Origin of the sequence: Haemophilus parainfluenzae T3T1, assembly GCF_000210895.1 — a bacterium.
Taxonomy (GTDB): domain Bacteria; phylum Pseudomonadota; class Gammaproteobacteria; order Enterobacterales; family Pasteurellaceae; genus Haemophilus_D; species Haemophilus_D parainfluenzae_A.
On the sequence record NC_015964.1, the window covers coordinates 1,576,994 to 1,600,822 of the forward strand.

28 protein-coding genes and 1 tRNA gene are annotated in these 23,829 nt (G+C 39.6%); 22 read left to right on the forward strand and 7 right to left on the reverse strand.

What is annotated here, in order from left to right:
- Window positions 1-72 precede the first annotated feature (72 nt).
- The 8 genes from PARA_RS07880 (at window position 73) to PARA_RS07915 (ending at window position 7,113) form a co-directional block, all read left to right on the forward strand.
- Entirely contained in the window at window positions 73-2,538 is a 2,466-nt protein-coding gene (locus PARA_RS07880; protein WP_014065305.1) for a glycogen/starch/alpha-glucan phosphorylase, read from the forward strand.
- A gap of 105 nt (window positions 2,539-2,643) precedes the next feature.
- Window positions 2,644-3,117 carry a 6,7-dimethyl-8-ribityllumazine synthase gene (ribE, locus tag PARA_RS07885; protein ID WP_005695997.1) on the forward strand — a complete coding sequence of 158 codons (474 nt, stop codon included), beginning with the start codon at window positions 2,644-2,646 and terminating at the stop codon, window positions 3,115-3,117.
- Window positions 3,118-3,122: 5 nt separating this feature from the next.
- Window positions 3,123-3,560 carry a transcription antitermination factor NusB gene (nusB, locus tag PARA_RS07890; RefSeq protein ID WP_014065306.1) on the forward strand — a complete coding sequence of 146 codons (438 nt, stop codon included), beginning with the start codon at window positions 3,123-3,125 and terminating at the stop codon, window positions 3,558-3,560.
- A 57-nt stretch (window positions 3,561-3,617) separates the two neighbouring features.
- A complete protein-coding gene (gene thiL, locus PARA_RS07895; RefSeq protein ID WP_014065307.1) occupies window positions 3,618-4,598 on the forward strand; it encodes a thiamine-phosphate kinase in 981 nt (326 codons plus the stop codon).
- Window positions 4,598-5,092, forward strand: a complete 495-nt coding sequence (locus PARA_RS07900; protein WP_014065308.1) for a phosphatidylglycerophosphatase A — start codon at window positions 4,598-4,600, stop codon at window positions 5,090-5,092. Before thiL ends, PARA_RS07900 begins: the two co-directional genes overlap by 1 nt.
- Window positions 5,086-5,712 carry a LysE family transporter gene (locus PARA_RS07905; RefSeq protein ID WP_005696005.1) on the forward strand — a complete coding sequence of 209 codons (627 nt, stop codon included), beginning with the start codon at window positions 5,086-5,088 and terminating at the stop codon, window positions 5,710-5,712. The genes PARA_RS07900 and PARA_RS07905 overlap by 7 nt, the downstream gene beginning before the upstream one ends.
- Window positions 5,713-5,729: 17 nt before the next feature.
- The gene (gene dapB / locus PARA_RS07910; protein WP_014065309.1) at window positions 5,730-6,542 is read left to right on the forward strand and encodes a 4-hydroxy-tetrahydrodipicolinate reductase; all 813 of its coding nucleotides are present in this window, start codon (window positions 5,730-5,732) and stop codon (window positions 6,540-6,542) included.
- Between the two features lie 106 nt (window positions 6,543-6,648).
- A complete protein-coding gene (locus tag PARA_RS07915) occupies window positions 6,649-7,113 on the forward strand; it encodes a hypothetical protein (protein ID WP_014065310.1) in 465 nt (154 codons plus the stop codon).
- Between the two features lie 80 nt (window positions 7,114-7,193).
- On the opposite strand, the gene yfaE is transcribed toward PARA_RS07915, so the two are convergent.
- A complete protein-coding gene (yfaE, locus tag PARA_RS07920; RefSeq protein WP_014065311.1) occupies window positions 7,194-7,442 on the reverse strand; it encodes a class I ribonucleotide reductase maintenance protein YfaE in 249 nt (82 codons plus the stop codon).
- A 106-nt stretch (window positions 7,443-7,548) separates the two neighbouring features.
- On the opposite strand from yfaE, the gene PARA_RS07925 reads away from it, so the two are divergent.
- From PARA_RS07925 to qseC, 4 genes are all read left to right on the forward strand, one after another.
- Window positions 7,549-8,235 carry a hypothetical protein gene (locus tag PARA_RS07925; RefSeq protein WP_014065312.1) on the forward strand — a complete coding sequence of 229 codons (687 nt, stop codon included), beginning with the start codon at window positions 7,549-7,551 and terminating at the stop codon, window positions 8,233-8,235.
- Window positions 8,236-8,380: 145 nt separating this feature from the next.
- Window positions 8,381-8,749 (forward strand): NirD/YgiW/YdeI family stress tolerance protein, encoded by a 369-nt coding sequence (locus tag PARA_RS07930; protein WP_014065313.1) that lies wholly within the window; start codon window positions 8,381-8,383, stop codon window positions 8,747-8,749.
- Window positions 8,750-8,819: 70 nt separating this feature from the next.
- Window positions 8,820-9,488 (forward strand): response regulator, encoded by a 669-nt coding sequence (locus PARA_RS07935; protein WP_014065314.1) that lies wholly within the window; start codon window positions 8,820-8,822, stop codon window positions 9,486-9,488.
- Window positions 9,478-10,833 carry a quorum sensing histidine kinase QseC gene (gene qseC / locus PARA_RS07940; protein WP_014065315.1) on the forward strand — a complete coding sequence of 452 codons (1,356 nt, stop codon included), beginning with the start codon at window positions 9,478-9,480 and terminating at the stop codon, window positions 10,831-10,833. The genes PARA_RS07935 and qseC overlap by 11 nt, the downstream gene beginning before the upstream one ends.
- A gap of 27 nt (window positions 10,834-10,860) precedes the next feature.
- On the opposite strand, the gene PARA_RS07945 is transcribed toward qseC, so the two are convergent.
- Window positions 10,861-11,421, reverse strand: coding sequence for a DUF1439 domain-containing protein (locus tag PARA_RS07945; RefSeq protein WP_014065316.1), 561 nt, complete (start codon window positions 11,419-11,421; stop codon window positions 10,861-10,863).
- Window positions 11,422-11,683: 262 nt separating this feature from the next.
- Here PARA_RS07945 and PARA_RS10500 point away from each other — a divergent pair, with 262 nt between their 5' ends.
- The 9 genes from PARA_RS10500 to tyrA all read left to right on the forward strand — a co-directional run bounded on the left by PARA_RS10500 (window position 11,684) and on the right by tyrA (window position 19,523).
- Window positions 11,684-11,812: a hypothetical protein gene (locus tag PARA_RS10500; protein ID WP_014065317.1), complete on the forward strand. Its 129-nt coding sequence runs from the start codon at window positions 11,684-11,686 to the stop codon at window positions 11,810-11,812.
- A gap of 110 nt (window positions 11,813-11,922) precedes the next feature.
- Window positions 11,923-11,999, forward strand: a tRNA-Met gene (locus tag PARA_RS07950).
- Between the two features lie 129 nt (window positions 12,000-12,128).
- Entirely contained in the window at window positions 12,129-12,584 is a 456-nt protein-coding gene (gene rimP, locus PARA_RS07955; RefSeq protein ID WP_005696017.1) for a ribosome maturation factor RimP, read from the forward strand.
- Window positions 12,585-12,599: 15 nt separating this feature from the next.
- Entirely contained in the window at window positions 12,600-14,087 is a 1,488-nt protein-coding gene (gene nusA / locus PARA_RS07960; RefSeq protein ID WP_014065318.1) for a transcription termination factor NusA, read from the forward strand.
- An 11-nt stretch (window positions 14,088-14,098) separates the two neighbouring features.
- Window positions 14,099-16,615, forward strand: coding sequence for a translation initiation factor IF-2 (gene infB, locus PARA_RS07965; protein WP_014065319.1), 2,517 nt, complete (start codon window positions 14,099-14,101; stop codon window positions 16,613-16,615).
- Window positions 16,616-16,677: 62 nt separating this feature from the next.
- Entirely contained in the window at window positions 16,678-16,953 is a 276-nt protein-coding gene (locus tag PARA_RS07970; RefSeq protein ID WP_014065320.1) for a hypothetical protein, read from the forward strand.
- 49 nt (window positions 16,954-17,002) lie between these two features.
- The gene (rbfA, locus tag PARA_RS07975) at window positions 17,003-17,389 is read left to right on the forward strand and encodes a 30S ribosome-binding factor RbfA (protein ID WP_014065321.1); all 387 of its coding nucleotides are present in this window, start codon (window positions 17,003-17,005) and stop codon (window positions 17,387-17,389) included.
- On the forward strand, window positions 17,389-18,312 hold the full coding sequence (gene truB, locus PARA_RS07980; protein ID WP_014065322.1) for a tRNA pseudouridine(55) synthase TruB: 924 nt from the start codon (window positions 17,389-17,391) through the stop codon (window positions 18,310-18,312). The genes rbfA and truB overlap by 1 nt, the downstream gene beginning before the upstream one ends.
- Before the next feature lie 86 nt (window positions 18,313-18,398).
- Entirely contained in the window at window positions 18,399-19,523 is a 1,125-nt protein-coding gene (gene tyrA / locus PARA_RS07985) for a bifunctional chorismate mutase/prephenate dehydrogenase (RefSeq protein WP_014065323.1), read from the forward strand.
- A gap of 44 nt (window positions 19,524-19,567) precedes the next feature.
- Here tyrA and queF read toward each other — a convergent pair whose 3' ends face one another.
- From queF to PARA_RS08010, 5 genes are read right to left on the reverse strand one after another with little or no spacing between them, the layout of a single operon-like run.
- A complete protein-coding gene (gene queF / locus PARA_RS07990) occupies window positions 19,568-20,407 on the reverse strand; it encodes an NADPH-dependent 7-cyano-7-deazaguanine reductase QueF (RefSeq protein ID WP_014065324.1) in 840 nt (279 codons plus the stop codon).
- A 24-nt stretch (window positions 20,408-20,431) separates the two neighbouring features.
- Entirely contained in the window at window positions 20,432-21,217 is a 786-nt protein-coding gene (locus tag PARA_RS07995; RefSeq protein WP_014065325.1) for a Zn-ribbon-containing protein, read from the reverse strand.
- A 2-nt stretch (window positions 21,218-21,219) separates the two neighbouring features.
- Window positions 21,220-21,594 carry a SufE family protein gene (locus tag PARA_RS08000; RefSeq protein ID WP_014065326.1) on the reverse strand — a complete coding sequence of 125 codons (375 nt, stop codon included), beginning with the start codon at window positions 21,592-21,594 and terminating at the stop codon, window positions 21,220-21,222.
- Window positions 21,588-22,790: a cysteine desulfurase gene (locus tag PARA_RS08005; protein WP_014065327.1), complete on the reverse strand. Its 1,203-nt coding sequence runs from the start codon at window positions 22,788-22,790 to the stop codon at window positions 21,588-21,590. The genes PARA_RS08000 and PARA_RS08005 overlap by 7 nt, the downstream gene beginning before the upstream one ends.
- The gene (locus tag PARA_RS08010; RefSeq protein WP_014065328.1) at window positions 22,780-23,295 is read right to left on the reverse strand and encodes a thermonuclease family protein; all 516 of its coding nucleotides are present in this window, start codon (window positions 23,293-23,295) and stop codon (window positions 22,780-22,782) included. Before PARA_RS08010 ends, PARA_RS08005 begins: the two co-directional genes overlap by 11 nt.
- Before the next feature lie 111 nt (window positions 23,296-23,406).
- Here PARA_RS08010 and PARA_RS08015 point away from each other — a divergent pair, with 111 nt between their 5' ends.
- Complete coding sequence (locus PARA_RS08015; protein WP_014065329.1) at window positions 23,407-23,823, forward strand: CidA/LrgA family protein; 417 nt, start codon at window positions 23,407-23,409, stop codon at window positions 23,821-23,823.
- The last annotated feature ends 6 nt before the right edge of the window (window positions 23,824-23,829 follow it).

The following is a 23,829-nucleotide window of genomic DNA, read 5'->3' on the forward strand; positions in this document are numbered from 1 at the left end:
GGGGATTTTTGTTGTTTTTTTTCTAAAAAAGCTTAAAATTTGCGCGGTTTTTTTATTGAGGTTTTACATTCTATGATCATGGACAATTTTGATTCGCCATTTCTCTACAATCGACCAAGTCTTGATGTTGAAGGCGTGAAAAAAGCAATTGTTTATAAATTAATTTTCTTAATTGGTCGTTCACCAAAAGAGGCGAGTCAACGCGACTGGTTAAATGCGACACTTCATGCAGTGCGTGATTTAGTGACTGAAGGCTGGATTACCACCGCTCGTCAATCTCGTGCAGAAGAAACTCGCCGTGTTTATTATCTTTCTATGGAATTCTTAATCGGCCGTACACTTTCTAATGCGATGATCGCAGAAGGTATTTATGATGTGGCACAAAAAGCCTTGGCTGAATTAAATGTTGATTTAGAAGAGATTATTGAAAAAGAAGTAGATCCTGGTTTAGGTAATGGTGGTTTAGGTCGTCTTGCTGCTTGTTTTATGGACTCACTTGCAACGTTAGCGATTCCAGCAATGGGTTACGGTATTCGTTATGAATACGGTATGTTCCGTCAAAAAATTGAAAATGGCCAACAAGTTGAGCGCCCTGATGATTGGTTAGAAAAAGGGGCACCTTGGGAATTTATGCGTCCATCAAAACGTTTCAGTATTGATTTTGGTGGTCATATTTATTTTGAAGGCAAAAAATGTATTTGGAATCCGGCTGAAAAAGTGACCGCACTTGCATACGACCAAATGATCCCTGGCTATAAAAATGATTCAGCATCAACTTTACGTTTATGGTCTGCTCATGGCGGAGAGTCGTTCAATTTAGAAGAGTTTAACCGTGGTGATCACTTAGCGGCGGTAGCAACCCGTTCAGCTAACCAAAATCTTTCTCGCGTACTTTATCCGGATGATTCTACCTGGAATGGTCGTGAATTACGTTTACGTCAAGAGTACTTCTTAGTATCAGCGTCTTTACAAGATATTCTTCGTCGTCATTTTAGAACACATGGCACGTTAGATAACTTAGCAGATAAAGTAGCGATCCACTTAAACGATACCCATCCAACATTAGCAATTCCTGAGTTAATGCGTATCTTAATCGATTTACATGGCTATTCATGGCAAAAGGCTTGGGATGTGACTCGTCGTATTTTCTCTTATACTTGCCATACTTTGATGTCTGAAGCATTAGAAACCTGGCCGGTAGAAATGATGGCGAAAATCTTACCGCGTCACTTACAAATGATTTTTGAAATCAATGATCATTTCCTTGAATATGTGAAAACGTATGTCACGACTGATATGGACTTTATCCGTCGTGTTTCACTTATCGAAGAAGGGTATCAACGTAAAGTGCGTATGGGATGGTTGTCCGTTGTTGGTTCTCATAAAGTGAACGGTGTTGCGGCAATTCACTCAGATCTTATGGTGACATCAACCTTTGCTGATTTTGCTCGTATCTATCCAGAACGTTTCACCAATGTAACAAACGGTGTGACACCGCGTCGTTGGCTTGCAGTAGCGAACCCGAAATTAGCGGCTTTATTTGATCAATATATTGGTTCTGAATGGCGTTGCGATCTAAGTCAAATTGAAAAACTTAAAGCGTTTGCAGATAAAGGTGAATTTAAGCGTGCTGTCGCAGATATCAAATACGATAACAAAGTGAAATTAGCACAATATGTGAAGAAAACACTTAACATCGATTTAGATCCACACGCATTATTTGACGTTCAAGTAAAACGTATTCACGAATACAAACGTCAAATGCTTAATGTGTTACACATTATCGCTCGTTACAACGAAATGTTGGCGCACCCAGAAAAAGATTGGCAGCCACGCGTATTTATTTTAGCGGGTAAAGCGGCTTCGGCTTACTATGCGGCAAAACAAACCATTCGTTTAATTAACGATGTCGCGAATGTCATCAATAACGATGAGCGCTTAAAAGGTCGTTTAAAAGTCGTATTTATCCCGAACTACAGCGTAAGTCTTGCACAATTAATCATTCCAGCAGCAGATATTTCTGAGCAAATCTCTCTTGCAGGAACAGAAGCATCAGGTACCAGTAACATGAAGTTTGCCTTAAATGGTGCGTTAACATTGGGTACGCTTGATGGTGCGAACGTTGAGATTTTAGATAACGTTGGTAAGGAGCATATCTTTATCTTTGGTAATACGGTTGAACAGGTTGAAGCATTACGTCGCGAAGGTTATCGTCCGTTTGATTATTATCAAAATGACGAGCAGTTACGTGAAGTCATTGACCAAATCATTCGTGGTGATTTCTCACCGGAAGAACCGAATCGTTATCACTCTCTCATTCAAGGTTTACAATACCACGATTATTATCAATCCTTTGCTGATTTCCGCAGTTATGTGGAAGCGCAAAAAGCGGTAGATAAAAAATATCAAGATCGTGATGCATGGATAGCAAGTACCATTCAAAATATGGTGAACATGGGCTTCTTCTCATCAGACCGTACGATTCTTGAATATGCGAAAAATATTTGGAAAATTGAACCGTTAAAACTCGAGAAGTAAGTTCTTTTCCACTCATAGAAAACCCTGTCGGATTATTTCCACAGGGTTTCTTTTTATGCTAAAATCCACCGTCAAATTTATTGTTCATTCAGATTAGGAAAAAGTATGAAAGTTTTAGAAGGTGCGGTAGCTGCGCCAAATGCTAAAATCGCAGTGGTGATTGCTCGTTTTAACAGTTTTATTAATGAAAGTTTATTAGAAGGCGCGGTAGATGCATTAAAACGTATCGGCCAAGTGAAAGATGAGAATATCACAATCGTTCGAGCACCAGGTGCGTATGAACTTCCATTAGTAGCACGTCGTTTAGCTGAAAGCAAAAAATTTGATGCAATCGTGGCATTGGGTACGGTAATCCGTGGTGGTACAGCTCACTTTGAATATGTAGCGGGTGAAGCAAGTAGCGGTTTAGGTCAAGTAGCAATGCAAGCTGAAATTCCAGTAGCATTCGGTGTTTTAACAACTGAAAACATTGAACAAGCTATCGAGCGCGCAGGTACTAAAGCGGGTAATAAAGGTGCAGAAGCAGCATTAACTGCACTTGAAATGGTGAACCTTTTACAACAAATTGATGCGGCATAATTCCAATGACAGAGAAAAAAGAACCTGTAAAAAAAGTATCGCCACGTCGTAGAGCGAGAGAATGTGCAGTCCAAGCTTTATATTCTTGGGCGCTCTCTGGTAACGCACCAGAACAAGTGGAACTCACTTTTGTGGTGGATCAAGATTTAAAAGGTGTGGATAAACCTTATTTTAGCCGCCTTTTCCGTCAAACTGTCGCGAATGTGGACTCTGTTGATTTTTCAATGAGCCATTATTTAGATCGCACATTGGATGAATTAGATCCGATTGAAAAAGCGATTTTACGTTTAGCGGTTTATGAACTTCAATTTGAGCCAGATGTACCGTATAAAGTGGCGATTAATGAGGCAATTGAAGTGGCGAAAGTGTTTGGTGCAGATGAAAGCCATAAATACATTAATGGTGTATTGGATAAAGTCGCTCCTGCATTAGGTCGCAAATAATTATTCAAATGTAGGGTAGACAAATGTCTGCCCTTTGTTTTTTGGTGCGTAGATAAAATGAGTACGGGTGAATTTGATCTTATAGGGCGATATTTCTCAATACAAAAAGGCACTCAACACTTTGTTGATTTTAGTATTGGGGATGATTGTGCGATCACTCATATTCCTGAAGGCTATCAGCTTGCCATTACCACCGATACAATGGTCGAGGGCACGCATTTTTTATCTTCCATTTCTCCCCAAGATTTAGCGTATAAAGCTATCGCGACAAATCTAAGTGATTTAGCTGCTATGGGCGCGAAACCCGCTTGGATTTCTCTTGCACTCACATTACCTAAAGTTAATGAAAACTGGCTAAGCCAATTTAGTCAAAGCTTGTTTGATACATTAAATCAATATGATGTGACTTTAATTGGTGGTGATACAACAAAAGGCCCACTTTCTGTAACTATTACGGCACAAGGTTTCGTACCAAAAGGAAAGGCTTTATTCCGACATAACGCGAAGGTTGGTGATTTAATTTATGTATCGGGCACGTTAGGTGATAGTGCGGCGGGTTTAAATTGGATCTTACAAGGTAAAAGTGCGGTCGATTTTGATACTGAATTTTTAGTAAAACGCCATTTTCATCCAACGCCACGCGTTGAATTAGGTCAAGCCTTAGTGGATGTCGCGCATTCATGCATTGATATTTCAGATGGTCTTGTTGCCGATTTAGGACATATTTTAACGAGAAGCCAATGTTCAGCAGAGATTGAGTTATCTACCTTGCCTTTATCCACACCACTCAAAAAAACATATCGCTTAGAAAAGGCTGAAGCGTTTGCATTAAGTGGCGGGGAAGATTATGAGCTTTGCTTTACGGTACCTGCAAATAAAAAGGCCGAGATTGAAAAGTTGTCCCAATTATTAAATGTACCTTGCACTTGTATCGGGAAAATCGTTCCGCAAAATAACAATCCGATTACTTTTTTTAAAGATGGACGTGTCATCAATTATCAAGCGCCCTCTGGTTTCGATCATTTTAAGGATAAATAATGAATAGTTCACCTCTTGATAGAATTAGCTTAAAAAATCCAGTTCATTTACTTGCATTAGGTTTCGGTTCAGGACTCATTCGTCCTGCACCGGGTACATGGGGAAGTTTAGCCGGAACGATTTTAGGTTCGGCATTATTAGCTTGTCTTGGACTAAAAATCTTCCTAATTTTGACCGCACTTTGCTTTGCGCTTGGTTGTTATCTATGTCAAAAAACCGCAGATGATATGGGAGTTCATGATCACGGTTCCATTGTTTGGGATGAATTTGTTGGGGTATTTATCGTGTTAGCTGCGATTCCAACTTTATCCTTGCCTTGGATTGTCATTGCCTTTGTATTGTTTCGTTTCTTCGATATTTTAAAACCTTATCCCATCCGTTATTTTGACCAAAAACTGGAAAGCGGTTTTGGGATTATGGTGGATGATGTTTTAGCGGCAGTCTATGCTGTTATCGTGATTGCGATATTACGTATCGTAGGCTTGCCATGCTAAATTTGATGATTATTCATCTTGTTGGCTTGCTTTCGCCTGGCCCTGATTTTTTCTATGTCAGTCGCGTTTCAGCGATGAGTTCTCGTCGAGAAGCCATTGGTGGCGTGATTGGGATTACCATTGGGGTATTAATCTGGGCGACGGCTGCTGTTTTAGGGCTCGCCATTATTTTTGCCACCATGCCAATTATTCAAGGCATTGTGATGATGCTTGGTGGAGCCTATTTAGTTTATCTCGGCATTAAAATGGCAAAAGTAAAAAACAATGCGGTTTTTGATGAAAAGCAGAATGCAAATGTGCCAAATCAATCAACCTTAACGAGCATTATGAAAGGCTTATTAGTCAATTTGTCTAATGCTAAAGTTGTGATTTATTTTAGCAGTGTGATGTCATTGGTTTTAGTGAATATTACCGAAACATCACAAATTTTGACCGCACTTGCCGTGATTACCGTAGAAACCTTTTTATATTTCTACATCATTTCAGTGCTTTTTTCACGTTCTGTTGCAAAACAGTTTTATAGCCAATATAGTCGTTATATTGATAATGCAGCAGGGCTGATTTTTATTTTCTTCGGAATATATTTAATTTATAGTGGCGTTCAACACGCTTTAATTTGATTAAAAAAGGACAAAACATGACATTAAAAATTGCGATCGCCGGTGCAGGCGGAAGAATGGGGCGTCAATTAATTCAAGCTGTACATAATGCAGAAGGAGCAGAATTAGGTGCAGCTTTTGAACGTAAAGGTTCCTCTTTAGTCGGTGCAGATGCTGGCGAGCTTGCGGGTATTGGTGCATTAGGTATCAAAGTCTCAGATGATTTAAATGCAGAAAAAGACAACTTTAATTTGCTGATTGATTTCACCCGTCCAGAAGGCACTCTTGAGCATATCGCATTTTGTGTCGCTAATAATAAAAAGATGGTAATTGGTACTACAGGTTTTGATGATGCAGGCAAAGCCGCAATTCAAGCTGCATCAGAAAAAATTGCCATTGTATTTGCATCCAACTTCAGCGTAGGGGTGAATTTGGTGTTTAAACTATTAGAAAAAGCTGCCAAAGTGATGGGCGATTATTGCGACATCGAAATCATTGAAGCACACCACCGCCACAAAGTGGATGCACCATCGGGTACGGCTCTTTCTATGGGCGAACATATTGCGAAAACCCTTGGTCGTGATTTGAAAACGCATGGCGTATTTTGTCGTGAAGGCATTACAGGCGAGCGCAAACGTGATGAAATTGGTTTCTCTACTATTCGAGCCTCAGATGTAGTGGGTGAACATAGTGTCTGGTTTGCAGATATTGGTGAGCGTGTTGAAATTGCTCATAAAGCATCAAGCCGTATGACTTTTGCCAATGGCGCAGTGCGCGCAGGTAAATGGTTAGAAAAACAATCTCACGGATTGTTTGATATGACTGATGTATTGGATTTGAATAATTTATAACGGTTGTCTTTGTTTTTTTAATACACTTACCATATAAAGGCACGCGCTTCTCAGCGGGTGCCTATTTTTTAAGTAACTAGCAGTAATACCAAATAGAGGATAAATAATGGCTTATCATGTTTCTTTAGTGAATACGGAAGATAATTCTCATAAATTAATCTTTAATAAAAATGATTTTAGAGATTTCCTCTTAAAAGAATTCAACATGCAGGAATCCTTAGATGAACATGGTCAGCTTGAATTCTATTATGATAAGGAAGATGAATCTTTTACTATTTTTTATACGGAAGGGATTGAGGGCGAATATTACATTAATACTACGGATGATGAACATATCGAGAAATTGATCGCCATTGCCAACAAACTAAATGATGGTACAAGAGTAAGAGGTGATGAAGGTGAAACATATCTCTCTTTAGAAGAGGTATATATTCACCCGGATGACATCCAAGTAACACATTTATCTTTGATGGATCGATTTAAACGATGGGTTCGGCGTAATACATGTCTCATTATATGGACGTGTATTAGCATTAGCCTATTGATGTATAAAATCATTACGCGTGGATAAGCAAGATAGTTTTAAGTAGCTTATATAAAACACAATGAGATCAAGGTAGTTAGGGGAAAGTATCTTAATAAATATGCTTATCACAGTTCCAATTCAATATCCGTTTCCACCCGACAACAACACAGCAAAATCTCATCGGGTTGAATAAAGGCAAGGGGCTCTTCAGCGTAGGAAACCTTGCCTTTTTTGATCTTCACGCGGCAAGAACCACAATAACCTGAACGACATTGATATTCATGGTGAATTTGATGTTGTTCTAAAAAGTTAAGCAGAGAAGTTTGGTTATCGAAATCTAAGGTGATTTGGCGCTGAATAAGATGGATTTTCATGAAACAAAATAAAACAAAATTTTACTCATTATAGAAGAAAGAGAAGTAAAACTCACGGCTCTTTTGTTGTAATATAGCGAGCTAATATTCATCATAAGGGAAGAGCATGAGAACCTTTCTAAAATTAACGTGGATTTCAACCGTACTTTTATTAACGGCTTGTAGCACCATTTCAAAAGAGCCGGTTAAGCATATTGATATGTATGTAAAGCCTTATTACGATGCCAGAGATGGGCGACTTGAACAGATTAATGTGAACAAAGATATTGATGCGTTATTACTGAAAAATACACAAAAAGATTTTGAAAGTGCGGTCAATATTATTGAGAAAAAAGTGGATTTTGTTTCTCCGATGACAATGTTTGCACTTTCTGCTCGTGCTTATGATTTTGGCCTACGAGATGAAGCGGTAAAATGGTTCTATCGTGGGCAGAACCGCTTAATCACCGCGTTATATGTGTTGGATTTAGATAAATTAACAGTATCGAATAATACGGCATTTGGGCAATTAGTGGGACAGCATGTTAATCCGTATGCGTTCTGTGATTTGAATAAGCAACACAAGGCGGCGCAAGATGCGATTGACTGGGCTAAAAATCATCCGTACCAGACGGTGTTTTTACCTCAATTACCAAGCAAACATCCAGATAGAAAACAGGCATTAAAAGAAGCAGAGGCAAAACTTGATGCGCGTTTACTTGAGCAAGACCGCTATTTTGCTAATCCTGAAAATAAAGTGAAATGGGAAAAAGAACGCCAAGATAACTGGGTGAATGAGCGATTTTGTTGGTGATTTTAAAAAAATTTAAAAATCTTAAGGTTGCTTAAGATTTCATTAAGATTTGTTGTGTTTAATAAGCATCAACAAGGCGGCAATGAGGATAATCCTTCGCTTTGAAACATGACTATTTATGCTTAATTTTATTTAGGAGAACATGATGAAAAAATTAGCTTTAGCAACCCTTTTAGCTTTATCTACTTCAGCAGCATTTGCTGGTTTTAATGGCAACACTGCACAAGGTGGTTTCCATGGTGGTGACCAAGGTCAACAACTTACTGTTCAACAAGCATTATCTGCGAAAGATAATTCTATGATTACCTTAGTCGGTAATATCACTCAACAAATTAAAGGTGATAAATATCTTTTTACCGATGGTACAGACCAAATCAAATTGGAAATTAAAAACCGCGTTTGGAATGGATTAAATGTGGGACCTCAGGATAAAATCCGCGTTTACGGTAAACTAGACAATGAAATGTTTGAAAAACCAGAGCTTGAAGTAATTAGCGTTGAAAAAGCGCAATAATCATATAATTTGAAGTGGTGGGCAAAGCCCGCCATTTTGTTTTGAGAAAAGTAAAAGTGCGGTCAATATTATGCGAGTTTTATTAGTAGAAGACGATCCTCTCATCGGCAATGGTCTGCAAATTGGTTTAACAAAATCAGGCTTTATTGTAGATTGGTTTACCGATGGGCAAAGTGGATTAAACGCCTTAATCGGCGCGCCTTATGATGCGGTGGTATTGGATTTAACCCTGCCTAAACTAGATGGTTTGGATGTGTTAAAACAATGGCGTTCAAATAATCAAGATGTGCCAGTGTTGATCTTAACTGCGCGTGATACATTGGATGAACGGATTAAAGGCATTCAACAAGGTGCGGATGATTATCTTTGTAAACCCTTTGCCTTGGCTGAAGTGGTGGTGCGATTACAAGCATTAATTCGTCGTCGTTATGGGCAAGTCAAACCGCAGATTGAGCATGGCAATGTCAAACTCGATCCTGCACAGCGTAAGGCTTGGTTGAATGAGGATGAAATTACATTAACTGGACGTGAATATAAATTACTCGAGCTTTTTATGCTGAATAAAGAACGGGTGCTTTCACGTGCGACCATTGAAGAAAAACTGTCAAATTGGGATGAAGAATTAAGTAGCGGTGCATTGGATGTACACATTTATAATTTACGTCAAAAATTAGGTAAACAATTTATTCGTACGGTACATGGCGTAGGCTATGCTTTAGGACAAGTTAATGAAAAATAAACGACTGAGTTTTCGTCTCTTAATCGGTTTAAGTGTGACCGCACTTTGCGTATGGTGCATTGCCACGGCTGTTGCCTGGACGGTTGTCAAAAAAGAAGTAAAAGATGTGTTTAATGCACAGCAGGTGCTTTTTGCCGAGCGTTTGGCAGCCTCTGATTTGAAAAATGTATTATTAGATGAAAATGCGAATTTTCCACGTGGTGGATTTAAACCGCAGAAACGTCATTACGATAATGATGCTTTAGCTTTCGCTATATTTTCTAACAAAGGCGAAAGATTATTAACCGATGGTGATAATGGCGACAAATTTATTTTCCAAAATAAGATTGGTTTTAGTAAAGAACATATTTTAGATGAAGACGATGAATGGTTGATTTATTGGCAACCTGTTGGTAATGGTGAATTGGTGATCGCCGTAGGTCAAGAGTTAGAATATCGCGAAGAGTTGGTCAATCAAATGGTCTTCAGCCAAACAGGGATTTGGTTTACTGGATTACCAATACTATTATTGGTCGCTTTTATTGTGATTTATCGTGCATTAAAACCAATTAATCGATTGAGTCGAAACGTACAAGCTCGCCGACCAGGTGATGTGTCGTTATTAGAAACTGATGATGTGCCAACAGAGATTCTACCGTTAGTCCAAAACTTAAATCAATTTTTCACACGTACCAGTGAGCAGTTGGAACGGGAGAGCCGTTTTGTTTCTGATGCAGCACATGAATTACGTAGTCCATTGGCGGCACTACGTATTCAAACGGAAGTTGCACAGCTGGCTGGCGATGATGCACAAACACGTGAAACGGCTTTAGCGCATTTAACCCAAGGTATCGACCGAGCAACTCAATTAATCGAACAGCTTCTTACGCTTTCCCGATTAGATAATCTTAAAGAATTAAATCGTCAGGAACCGATTCGTTGGTCAGAAATGATAACTTCACTTATCGGTGAGTTATATTTCAGTGCGCAGCAACGCCAAATCGAATTGCAGTTTGATCATCAAGGAGAACCCGCCGTTAAGCAAGGACAGCCATTATTACTTGCACAAATGCTACGAAATTTATTGGATAATGCCATTAAATACTGTCCGCAAGGTACTCAGGTACGTTTGATTTTGCAGCCGCGTAAGATTCTTATTGAAGATAATGGAGGTGGTGTTGCGCCAGAAGAATTAGCAAAATTAGGGCAGCGTTTTTATCGTCCTGCAGGACAAAATGAAAAGGGAAGTGGGCTTGGATTGTCTATTGTGGCAAGAATAGCGGAATTGCATCACTATCGTTTCCGATTAGAAAACATTGAATCTAACGGGCAAATTCAAGGTTTACGAGCTATCATTGAGTTATAAAAAAGGGCGTTTAATACGCCCTTATTTTTAAAACATTCCACCAATTAATTCTAATCGACCTTTTTCAACTTTAATTTCTTTGGCAAATTTCTTAATCAGCATTTGTTTCATATCACTTTCATCCAAGGTATAAACTGGCATACGACTTAATAGTGCTGCCACACCATCGCTTAATAGCGGCATGACATCTTGGAGTTGATCCATCACACTATTAGGTTCACCAGACCAGCGTAAAATCCGCAGATTTTTTAAATAAAGTGCCCCCTCTTCTGCGTTATATTCAGGAACAGCATCAAAGGTTAAATGCAATTTAGCTGGGTAAGTCTTACCGGATAAACGAATAAGCGTATCAGCCAAACCACTCATTTCAACACGATTACTTTCAGTTTGCCCGATTTGAGTCATTAAATCTTTCAGTGCGTAATCGACAGAAAATAATCCTGGAATACCGAGTTTGTCATTAATCGTCCCTTTTTCACTTAAATACCGGTTAATTTGTTGCTCGCTGATGCTAAAAGGGGATGCTTGTACAGATAGCGTGAAGAAACCTAATGTCAGAATGGTGAGCAATTTTTTCAAACACTGCATATTTTTCTCCTTGATTGAAAAAGAATGAAAATTTTGTAGAATGTATCGCTTATCTTTTCACGACACAATAAAAACTTTAATAAAAGAAAATATTCTTGCTATTAATTAAAACAGTCTAGTCCTATTAATTATTAGACAAATGTGTTAGCGTATGTGAAAAAATTAAGTCGTTTTATTATCTTTTACTTCCGTTCAAACCGATTGCATGAACGGACTTATTGGCCGTTTATCGGTTATTTGAACCTTTAACAAAGGAAAATCTATGAAAAAATTATTTTTAGTGGCTGTATTAAGTGCTTTGGTGAGTGCTTGTTCTGTTGGCGTTGGCGCCGGTGGAGGAAGTAATGGGGTTGGCGTAGGTGTCGGGCTAAGTACTGGTTTGGGATTCTAATTTTTAGATGGAAGCAAAGTGCGGTCAAAAAATCTTACGTTTTCCAGAAAATTAGCAGAAATCGCTTGATCTTTTGATTTAGAACACTATAATACACCGCATATTTCGGACGCGGGGTGGAGCAGCTTGGTAGCTCGTCGGGCTCATAACCCGAAGGCCGTCGGTTCAAATCCGGCCCCCGCAACCAATAACAAGTTCAGTAATAAGAACCCCAAATTTGGGGTTTTTTTGTACGAGAAATTTAGAAACTGGGCTTAGGTTCATTGATGAACCTAACCCTTTTTTTATGTCTGAATTTTAAGATTAGGAGCAAAAATTGGCAACATTAGAACAAAAATTGCAAGAAATGCTTCAAGGTGCAGTAGAAGACTTAGGCTGCGAACTTTGGGGGATTGAATGCCAACGTGCAGGTCGTTTCATGACCGTGCGTTTATTCATTGATAAAGAAGGTGGAGTAGGCGTTGATGATTGTGCTGATGTAAGTCGTCAAGTGAGCGCGATTTTAGATGTGGAAGATCCGATTGCGGATAAATATAACCTAGAAGTATCATCACCAGGTCTCGATCGTCCATTATTTACGCTTGAACAATTCCAACGTTATGTGGGTGAGGATATCGCCGTGCATTTACGTATTCCTGTTTTAGATCGTCGTAAATGGCAAGGTAAGTTGGAAAAAATTGAAAATGACATGTTGACACTTATTGTTGATGGTCAGGAGCAAGTTCTTATTTTTGGCAACATTCAAAAAGCCAATGTAATCGCAAAATTTTAAAGGAGAAAAAGGAAAATGAGTAAAGAGATTTTGTTAGCTGCTGAAGCAGTATCTAACGAGAAGTTATTACCACGTGAAAAGATTTTTGAAGCGTTAGAGAGTGCGATTGCACTTTCAACGAAGAAGAAATATGACTATGAAACCGATATTCGCGTGTCTATCAACCCTAAAACGGGTGAATTTGATACATTCCGTCGTTGGTTAGTGGTTGATGAAGTTAAAGTGCCAACAAAAGAAATGACATTAGAAGCGGCACAATTTGAAGATCCGAATGTTCAACTTGGTGATTATGTTGAAGACCAAATTGAGTCTATCGCATTTGACCGTATTGCAATGCAAACTGCTCGCCAAGTAATCAGCACTAAAATCCGTGAAGCAGAACGTGCAAAAGTAGTTGAGCAATTCCGTTCTGAAGAAGGTAAGATTGTTACGGGTACAGTGAAAAAAGTAAACCGTGAAAGCATTATTTTAGATTTAGGCAATAAAGCAGAAGCCGTGATTATGCGTGAAGATATGCTTCCACGTGAAAACTTCCGTCCTGGCGACCGTGTTCGTGGAGTGCTTTATAAAGTAAATCCAGAAAGCAAAACGGCACAACTATTTGTGACTCGTGCGAAACCTGAAATGCTAATCGAGTTATTCCGTATTGAAGTACCAGAAATCGGCGAAGAAATGCTTGAAATTCGTGGTGCGGCTCGTGATCCAGGTTCTCGTGCGAAAATTGCAGTGAAATCAAATGACAAACGTATCGATCCAGTTGGGGCGTGTGTGGGTATGCGTGGTGCACGCGTTCAAGCGATTACCAATGAGTTAGGTGGCGAACGTGTGGATATCGTACTTTGGGATGATAATCCAGCACAATATGTGATCAATGCGATGGCACCAGCTGATGTGACTTCAATCATTGTGGATGAAGATAATCACTCAATGGATATTGCGGTTAATGCTGACAACTTAGCACAAGCAATTGGTCGTAACGGTCAAAACGTACGTTTAGCGACACAATTAACCGGTTGGACATTAAATGTCATGACTACCGAACAATTAAATGAAAAACATCAAGCAGAAGATACCAAAGTATTAAATTTATTCATGGATAAATTGGGTCTTGATGAAGATTTTGCTCAAATCTTAGTGGATGAAGGTTTTACTTCATTAGAAGAAGTGGCTTATGTTCCAGTGAGCGAGCTAACTGCAATTGATGGTTTAGAAGATGAAGATCTTATCGAAGAGTTACAAGGTCGCGCAAAAGATGCCATTACTGCAGCTGCAGCAGCTGAAGAAGAAGCCTTGAAAAAAGCGAATATTGAAGATCGTTTATTAAATCTTGAGGGGATGAATCGTCACATTGCCTTTAAATTAGCTGAAAAACAAATTACTACGCTTGAAGAGCTTGCAGAGCAAGGTGTAGATGATTTAGCTGATATCGAAGAATTAACCGCAGAGCAAGCCGCTGACTTTATTATGGCTGCGCGTAATATTTGCTGGTTTAGCGAAGAGTAAGGAGTTTAATCATGACTGAAGATGTAAAAAATGCGGATGCGAATGCACCGAAAAAACTAAGTATTCAACGCAGAACAAAAACAACCGTAAGCAGTACAACAGCTGGCGGTAAAGCAAAAGCGGTACAAGTTGAAGTTCGTAAAAAACGTACTGTGCCAACAGATGCCGCTCGACAAGCAGCAGAGGCAGAAAAATTAAAAGCACAGCAAGAAGCAGAAAAGAAAGCGGCAGAAGAAAAAGCACGTTTAGCTGCTGAAAAAGCTGCAGCAGAAAAAGCGAAAGCTGAAAAAGCGAAGGTTGAAGCAGAAAAGGCAGCGAAACCAGCACCAAGTGCGGTTGAAAATAAACCTAAATCTGTTGATCCTGAAAAAGAAAAACGCAAAGCGGAAGAAGCAGAGCTTCGTCGCAAAGCGGAAGAACTTGCTCGCCAAAAAGCAGAAGAGCAAGCGCGTAAAGCAGCTGAAGACGCTAAACGTTATGCTGAAGCTGATACGTCAAGACATGATAGCGCATCAGAAGATTATACGGATTATAATTTAAGCTCTCGTTATGCTTTAGAAGCAGAAGACGAAGAAGAACGTCGTAACGAAAATCGCGGCCGTGGTAAAAATAAAGTAGCTAAAGCGAAAAAAGAACGCGATGACGTGAAAGGCACTAAAAATGAGCGCGAATCTAACCGTAAAAATCAAAAAGACGGTAAATTCGGTAAAGGTAAAAATGGTAAGAAAGGTGCCGCATTACAGCAAGCTTTCACAAAACCTGTTCAGGTTGTGAAACAGGATGTTGTTATTGGTGAAACGATTACTGTTGCAGAATTAGCGAATAAAATGGCAACCAAAGCGACTGAAATCATCAAAGCGATGATGAAGATGGGTGAAATGGTAACCATTAACCAAGTGCTTGACCAAGAAACAGCGCAATTAGTGGCTGAAGAATTAGGCCACAAAGTGATTCTTCGCAACGAAAATGAACTTGAAGAAGAAGTATTAGGTGATCGCGATGTTAATGCTGAAAAAGTAACTCGTGCACCGGTTGTGACCATTATGGGGCACGTTGACCATGGTAAAACTTCATTGCTTGACTACATTCGTAAAGCGAAAGTTGCAGCAGGTGAGGCGGGTGGTATTACGCAGCACATTGGTGCGTACCACGTAGAAATGGACGACGGTAAAATGATTACCTTCTTAGATACGCCGGGACACGCGGCATTTACCTCAATGCGTGCACGTGGTGCGAAAGCAACGGATATCGTCGTTCTTGTCGTGGCTGCAGATGATGGGGTGATGCCTCAAACCATTGAAGCGATTCAACACGCGAAAGCAGCGGGTGCGCCTTTAGTGGTTGCGGTGAACAAAATTGATAAACCTGAAGCTAATCCGGATCGCGTAGAGCAAGAATTACTTCAACACGAAGTGATTTCTGAAAAATTCGGTGGTGATGTGCAATTCGTGCCTGTGTCTGCGAAGAAAGGTATGGGTATCGATGATTTATTAGATGCTATCTTACTTCAATCGGAAGTACTTGAATTAACCGCAGTAAAAGACGGTATGGCGAGCGGTGTTGTGATTGAATCTTACCTTGATAAAGGTCGAGGTCCAGTTGCAACCATTCTTGTTCAATCTGGTACATTACGTAAAGGTGATATCGTACTCTGTGGTTTTGAATATGGCCGTGTTCGTGCAATGCGCGATGAAAACGGTAAAGAAATCGATGAAGCTGGTCCATCTATTCCTGTTGAAGTGTTAGGTCTTTCTGGCGTACCAGCAGCAGGTGATGAAGCAACCGTAGTGCGTGATGAGAAAAAAGCACGTGAAGTCGCATTACACCGTCAAGGTAAGTTCCGTGAAGTGAAACTTGCTCGTCAGCAAAAAGCGAAACTCGAAAATATGTTTAGCAATATGACTGAAGGTGATGTAGCTGAACTGAACATCATTGTGAAAGCAGACGTACAGGGTTCTGTAGAAGCGATTATTCAATCGTTACAAGATCTTTCTACTGATGAAGTGAAAGTGAAAGTAGTGGGGTCTGGTGTAGGTGGTATTTCTGAAACTGATGCAACCTTAGCGGCAGCCTCTAATGCAATTATTGTTGGCTTTAACGTACGTGCGGACGCTTCTGCTCGCCGTATTATCGAAGCAGAAAATATTGACCTTCGTTATTACTCGATCATTTATGAACTCTTAAATGATGTAAAAGCAGCGATGAGCGGTATGTTACAACCTGAATTCAAACAAGAAATCATTGGCTTGGCTGAAGTGCGTGATGTGTTCAAACATCCGAAATTCGGTGCAATCGCGGGTTGTATGGTGACCGAAGGTGTAGTAAAACGTAACAATCCAATCCGAGTATTACGTGATAACGTGGTAATCTTTGAAGGTGAATTGGAATCTCTCCGTCGCTTTAAAGATGACGTCTCTGAAGTCCGTAATGGTATGGAATGTGGTATCGGCGTAAAAAACTACAATGACGTAAAAGTTGGCGACCAAATCGAAGTGTTTGAAGTCGTTGAAATTAAACGTTCAATCTAATCGATAAAAAGAGCGGTCAAAATTCAACGTATTTTTGACCGCTTTTGTCATTGGAGCTAAAAATGGAATCAATGTTTGGTTGGGCGGCTATCAATGCTATTTTGGTTGCTTATGGCTTTGGGCAGAAGAAATGGAAATTTCTAATGATCCCCATTGCTGTAAAACTTTGTTTTTGGATTGCAAGCATTTATCATGCCCAGTTATCCTATGAAGAACGTGGGGCAGACTGGAGTCTAGTTGTTGTAGTGATGGATGTCATAATGAATGTTATCGCAGTACTCATTGGCGTGGGGATCGGTTTTATCCTTCGCCGAAATAAAACCAAATCAGAGAAATAATTTGTAACCTAATCAATGTAGGTAACACTTACTTAGTAAGAGAAATATTATGGCAAGAGAATTTAAACGCAGCGATCGTGTTGCACAAGAATTACAAAAAGAAATCGCCACCATTTTACAACGGGAAGTAAAAGATCCCCGTATTGGCATGGTAACCGTGTCAGATGTGGAAGTATCAAGCGATTTAGCTTATGCAAAAGTGTTTGTCACATTTTTGTTTGATCATGATGAAGTGGCGATTGAACAAGGCATGAAAGGGTTAGAAAAAGCGGCACCTTATATTCGTTCATTAGTAGGTAAAGCTATGCGCCTACGTATTGTGCCGGAAATTCGTTTCTTCTACGATCAATCCTTAGTTGAAGGGATGCGTATGTCTAATTTAGTGACAAACGTAGTACGTGAAGACGAGAAAAAACACGTTGAGGAAAATGACTAATGTCGAGACCTCGCAAGCGTGGACGTGATATTGATGGTGTATTTTTATTAGATAAGCCACAAGGCATGTCGTCTAATGACATTATGCAAAAAGTGAAACGCGTATTCCAAGCGAATAAAGCAGGACATACTGGTGCGCTCGATCCATTAGCAACCGGTATGCTGCCTATTTGTTTAGGCGAAGCGACAAAGTTTTCCCAATTCTTATTAGATGCCGATAAACGCTATGTGGTTACAGCAAAATTAGGTGAACGTACGGATACCTCTGATGCTGAGGGACAAGTGGTCGAAACGCGTCCAGTTAATGTGGAAACATCACAAATTTTGACCGCACTTGAACAATTCCGTGGTGATATTTTGCAAGTGCCAACCATGTTTTCTGCGTTAAAGTACAATGGGAAACCGTTATATGAGTATGCTCGCGCAGGCATTACAGTGGAACGTGAAGCACGTCCTATCACAATTTTTGAGCTAAACTTTATCGAGTATCAAGCACCTTTTCTAACCTTAGAAGTGCATTGTTCTAAAGGAACTTATATCCGTACATTAGTGGATGATTTAGGTGAGGTATTAGGTTGTGGCGCTCATGTGACTGTGTTACGTCGAACTGCGGTTGCGGATTATCCAACAGAAAAGATGATGACATGGGATGCATTGCAGGCGCTTGCAGAGCAAGGTGACCTTGCTCAACTTGATCAACATCTTTTACCAACAGATACAGCGGTCAGCAAATTACCTGCGTTACAGTTAAATGCTGAACAAAGTAAAGGTATTGGCTTTGGACAACGTGTCAAATTTGCTAATGAAGCAAAATTACATGGTCAAGTGCGGTTGTTCTCTGACGAGAATATCTTTTTAGGCGTAGCACTTATCGATGATAACAATGTGATTCGTCCGCAACGCTTGATTACACAATCTCTCTAATCATTTGCCTTTCTGTTTTAATTCCAGTAATCTCACCTGTAACCTTTTAATTGCAATCTATGTAAATAAGATATTACAGGTGAATTATGGATGCCCTTAACCATTTACGTCAGGAAATTGATGCGCTCGATCGCGAACTGATTCAACTTTTTGCTAAACGCCTCGAATTGGTGACTCAAGTCGGCGAAGTAAAGCACGAAAAAGGTTTGCCGATTTATGCACCAGATCGTGAATTAGCGATGTTACAAGCACGCCGAGAAGAAGCGGCTAAAGCAGGAATCTCTCCACAACTCATTGAAGATGTGCTCCGTCGTTTCATGCGTGAATCGTATTCCAATGAAAATCAATTTGGTTTTAAAACCCTGAACCCAGCCATTAATAAAATTGTTATTGTCGGTGGTTACGGAAAAATGGGGCAGTTATTTGCCCGCTATTTGCGTGCTTCTGGTTATCCCATTTCTATTCTAGATTGTGATGATTGGGGTGTGGCAGAACGCATTTTAACGAATGCAGATGTTGTTATTATCTCAGTACCGATTGATCACACGTTAGAAACCATAGAACGTTTAAAACCCTATTTAACGGAAAATATGATACTAGCAGATCTCACTTCCGTGAAACGTGCTCCATTAGCTAAAATGTTAGACGTGCATAAAGGGGCGGTAGTTGGATTGCATCCAATGTTTGGCCCTGATATTGCGAGCATGGCAAAACAAGTGGTTGTACGTTGTGATGGGCGTTTTAGTGAACGTTATGAATGGTTGCTAGAGCAAATTCAAATCTGGGGTGCAAAAATTTATCAAATTGATGCAGCAGAGCATGATCACAATATGACGTACATTCAAGCATTACGTCACTTTTCCACTTTTGCGAATGGTCTGCATCTTTCTAAACAGCCCGTCAATTTAAGCCATTTATTGTCGCTATCTTCTCCGATTTATCGTTTGGAATTAGCCATGATTGGTCGTCTCTTTGCCCAAGATGCAGCACTTTATGCCGATATTATTATGGATAAGCCAGAAAATTTAGACGTGATTGAAAGTTTGAAACAAACGTATGAAGAGGCGTTACGATTCTTTGAAAAAGGCGATCGCCAAGGGTTTATTGATGCTTTCCATCAAGTGAGAGAATGGTTTGGGGAATATTCAGACCAATTCATGCAAGAGAGCCGTCAGTTATTGCAACAAGCGCATGATTTACGACATGTATAAAACAAAAAGTGCGGTTGATTTTCATCGCACTTTTGTTTTGTGATTTATTGTCTTGCTAAGCGTAAATTTTGTGGAATTGCCTCAAAGTTAGAACGGAATGGATTAATATCCAATCCACCACGGCGCGTATAACGTGCATAGACGGTGAGTTTTTCTGGTTTGGCGTAATGCATCAAGTCACAGAAAATACGCTCGACACACTGCTCGTGAAACTCATTATGTTGACGGAAAGACACAATGTAGCGGAGAAGTTTTTCGCGATCGATTTGTTTACCCACATAATGAATTTGCACGGTTCCCCAATCCGGCTGACTGGTGATAAGACAGTTAGATTTCAATAAATGGCTCACTAAGGTTTCTTCTACCACGTTATCGGACGTGCAATTTTGCAAAATGTCTGCATCAAATTCGTAGCTGTGGATTTCGATATCCTGCTCGTCAATGCAATCGCCGATTAACGTATCAATACGTTGTCCTTGATAGTGGGATAATGGATGTAAACGAACTTTAACCTCGCCTTGAGCGCAAGTACTTAGGTCTTCACGCATTGTGTGTTCTACACTAGCAAAATCAGCAAATTTGCTTTGGTTAAAGCTGTTTAAATAGAGTTTAAAGCTTTTTGATTCAATTAAATTTTCACTGCGATAATCAATTTCTACATCAGCAACGGCTACTTGTGGCAAACCTTTTGGATTTAACCAAGAAATTTCGTAGGCAGTCCAAATATCCGCCCCTTGGGTAAATGGCTGCTGTTCGGTTATACCTAAGCCATCACGATTGAGTTTACGAGGCACGGGTTGTAACAAAGTGCGGTCATAATTTGCTGCATATTCTGTTGCTTGACCGAGTTTTAAAGATTGAAGACTTTTATCTTGATAGTTCATTTGTTTTCCTAAATGACGAAAGCGTTATAAAAAATTCCACGACACATTCGAGACTAATCGACATTGGTCGCATTTAAAGTAAATCACATCAAATAGTGGCACGTTTAATGCCCAATCTCCACCACATTGCGGGCAACAGCGTTGTTGTTCCGATTTTAAAGAATGGCCACCGACACGGTATAAATAATAATAGGTCGGTATGCCGCTTTCTTTTTCAATTTTGGCAGCAAGGTAGCGTCCATGTTTAGTAAGCGTGCTATTAACCTCGGCGATTTCGCTTAATGATTCTTTTTCTAAAGCCGAACCATTCATTTGCAACTGATCGCAAGCCTGCCAATTTTCCTGCCATTTAATCAAATCTTGGCTTAAGTGCGGTTGATTTTTTAGCTGTTTATAGAGCGGAATTGGGGAGAAATCATCCCCGCTATGTAATGGCGAGCAAGATTGTAAATGCGTGGTGTAGAGCATCTGCCATACAGGTCGGTTACATTCAGCTGTACTGTCAGCATTTAAATCATCAGCAATAATTTGAAAACCTTGAAAATTTAGACCGCACTTTTCAGCATTTTCCATCGCCAGATTCACAGTTTGGTTATTGTTCTCGGGCAAAAGGCTATCTTGCTCAGGACAAATAACGCGCATTGCAAAACCTTGTTCGCTGTCTTCCTCCATCAAATAAAGCGGGATTTCACGGCCGATAATTTGTCCGTTATAACGCCATTGGTCGATGACGGCATTGAGCAAACGGCTTTGTTGCCCAATATCATTTTCTAAGGCGGTCAATTTAAAAAAAGGTTCGATCAGATACATAATTACAGATTGTGTAAGATTTCTTCGATTTGTTTTAAACCGTTTAAGCGGGTTTCACTTAAGCGAGAGGCAATACCAAGCTCATCAAAAAATTGGCGAATATTAAATTGTTGTAATTGCTCTCGAGTTTTACCGTTGATGTGTTGTAACAATAACCATAACAGACCATTCATAATGCGTGCCTCGCTGTAAGCTTGAAATTGAAACGTATCATCATTTTGTGGAATAGCCTTAAACCAAAGTCCCGCTTCACAGCCTTGAATTGATTGCATTTGAGCCAATTCATCTGGAGAAGGTTGAGAAAGATGTTTACCGGCTTGAATAATGAAACGGTAACGATCTTCCCAATTTTTTGCCTGTTTAATGTTTTCTAGCATGCTAATAACTCTAAGGATTTATCTAATGCCGCAAAAAAAGCATCCACATCTTGCGGGCTGTTATAAGGCGCAAAAGAAAGTCGTAATGTAGTGCGCTCACCAAGGCGGGCTAAATAAGGTTGTGCACAATGTTCACCCACACGCAACGCAATTTTCTGTTCACTTAATAGGGTAGCAAGATCCGAAGCTGCAATCCCATCAAAAACAAAACATACAATAGAACTTGGTTGCGGTGAATTAAATAAACGACAATTCGGATAGTTTTTTAACCGCACTTTACTTTGTTCGGCAAGCTTAACGGCATGCGCCTCGACTGCTTGAAAATCCCATTTTTTGAGCCAATCTAACACCGCACCAAAGCCAATCACGCCCGCAATATTTGGTGTGCCGGCTTCTAATCGATAAGGCAAATCGGCAAAGGTAATACATTCATGGGAGACGCGCTCAATCATTTTTCCACCGTAAAAAAGCGGTTGTAATAGGGAAAGCGAGCTTAATTTTCCGCTTAATACGCCAATGCCGTTTGGTCCATAGATTTTGTGTGCAGAAAAGGCAATAAAATCCGCATCTAATGCCTGTAAATCAATCTGTATATGACTAACAGCCTGAGCAGCATCCACTAAAACGAGAGCATTGCTATGTTGGCGGATTAGTCGAATTAAATGTTGGATATGTTGTTCCGTTCCTGTTACGTTGGAAACAAAATTGAGTGCCACTAATTTGGTTTTCTCATTTAAGTCTTTAATTAAGGCATTTTCATCAATTAGCCAATTATCCGAAATTGGCAGCACTTTAATTTTCGCACCGCATTTTTTCGCTGTTTCGTGCCAAGTAACAAAATTAGCATGATGGTCCGCTTGGCTAATTAAAATCTCGTCATCTGCATGCAATGAGGGGAGTAAACCGTTAGCAACCAAATTAATGCTATGAGTTGTTCCAGAAGTCCAAATTACCGCTTTTTCATCTTCCGCATTAATGAAGGTTTTAACTAAGTGACGAGCATTTTCGTATTGTGCTGTTTGCTCCGCTTCATACTGACTACGATGCACAGACCCTGCTGATTGATAAAAAGTACTCGTTGCATCAATGAGTGCTTGAGGTTTTAATGCCGTAGCTGCATTATCCAAATAGACCACGGCATTTGGCGATGTAAAATAAGGGAATTCATTTTTAAATGATTGATAATCAAAAGCCATGGTTATCTCCGTGTTTGAGTGTTTTTTTCTGTTTACGCCATTCATAAGGGGCAACAGGGTTGGGATCTCGCCATAAGCCGATTTTTTGTTGTTGGGCAAAATCTTGTGCCTGGAAGTAGATTGGATTTTTAGCATATTGCGGATAAACCCAAGCCATGCCGTTTTTCACTATTTCTAAGTTGATGTTTTGTTCTTGTAGATAAACCGTTGCCAAAATACGTTGGTAGCGATCATAACCAGAAACCGACAGCGTCACATTTTGTTTGAAAACAAGCTGTGAAAGATATTGTTTGGCTTTCTTTCCAAATGGTTGGCCTTTTTCTGGAGCATCAATTTCTTGTAATCGCACTTTTAATTGTTTTTTAGTGGGTAAGAGGCAAGTTAAGGTATCGCCATCGCTTACACCAACAACCCAGCACGCCATTTGGCGTTCAGCCGATATTGAAAATGGCGTCCAAAGTGCGGTTAAAATTAGGGTAAAAAATAAGAAGAATTTTCTAATCATTTGGAATTTCTTTGATCTACATCGCAAAATTTCGCTAAAATGGATGGGTAATTTTAACAAAAAAGCGTAAAATAATTTTTAATTATTATTAAAAAAGTTGATAGAGGAAATATGTTACTCCAAAAAGGCGTTCAACTCGCTCGTTCGCTCATCATTTTATACATTATGTTACTACTCGGCAATTTGATTTCTTACTATATTCCAGTGGGGATTCCAGGCAGTATTTGGGGGTTATTATTACTTTTTTTAGGTTTAACAACCCATGTGATTCATCTGGAATGGATTTATTTCGGTTCGAGCTTACTGATTCGCTATATGGCGGTGCTTTTTGTACCGGTGAGCGTGGGTATTATCAAGTATTATGATTTACTCGTTGCGCAATGGAAAATTTTACTCATTCCAAATATTCTTAGTACCTTTTTAACACTTTTTGTGATTGCATTTATAGGAAACTATTTATTTTATAAACAATCTTTTACCCATAAACGTAAAAAAGTATTGGAAAGACGCAATCTTCAAGCTGACTAAGGTTTT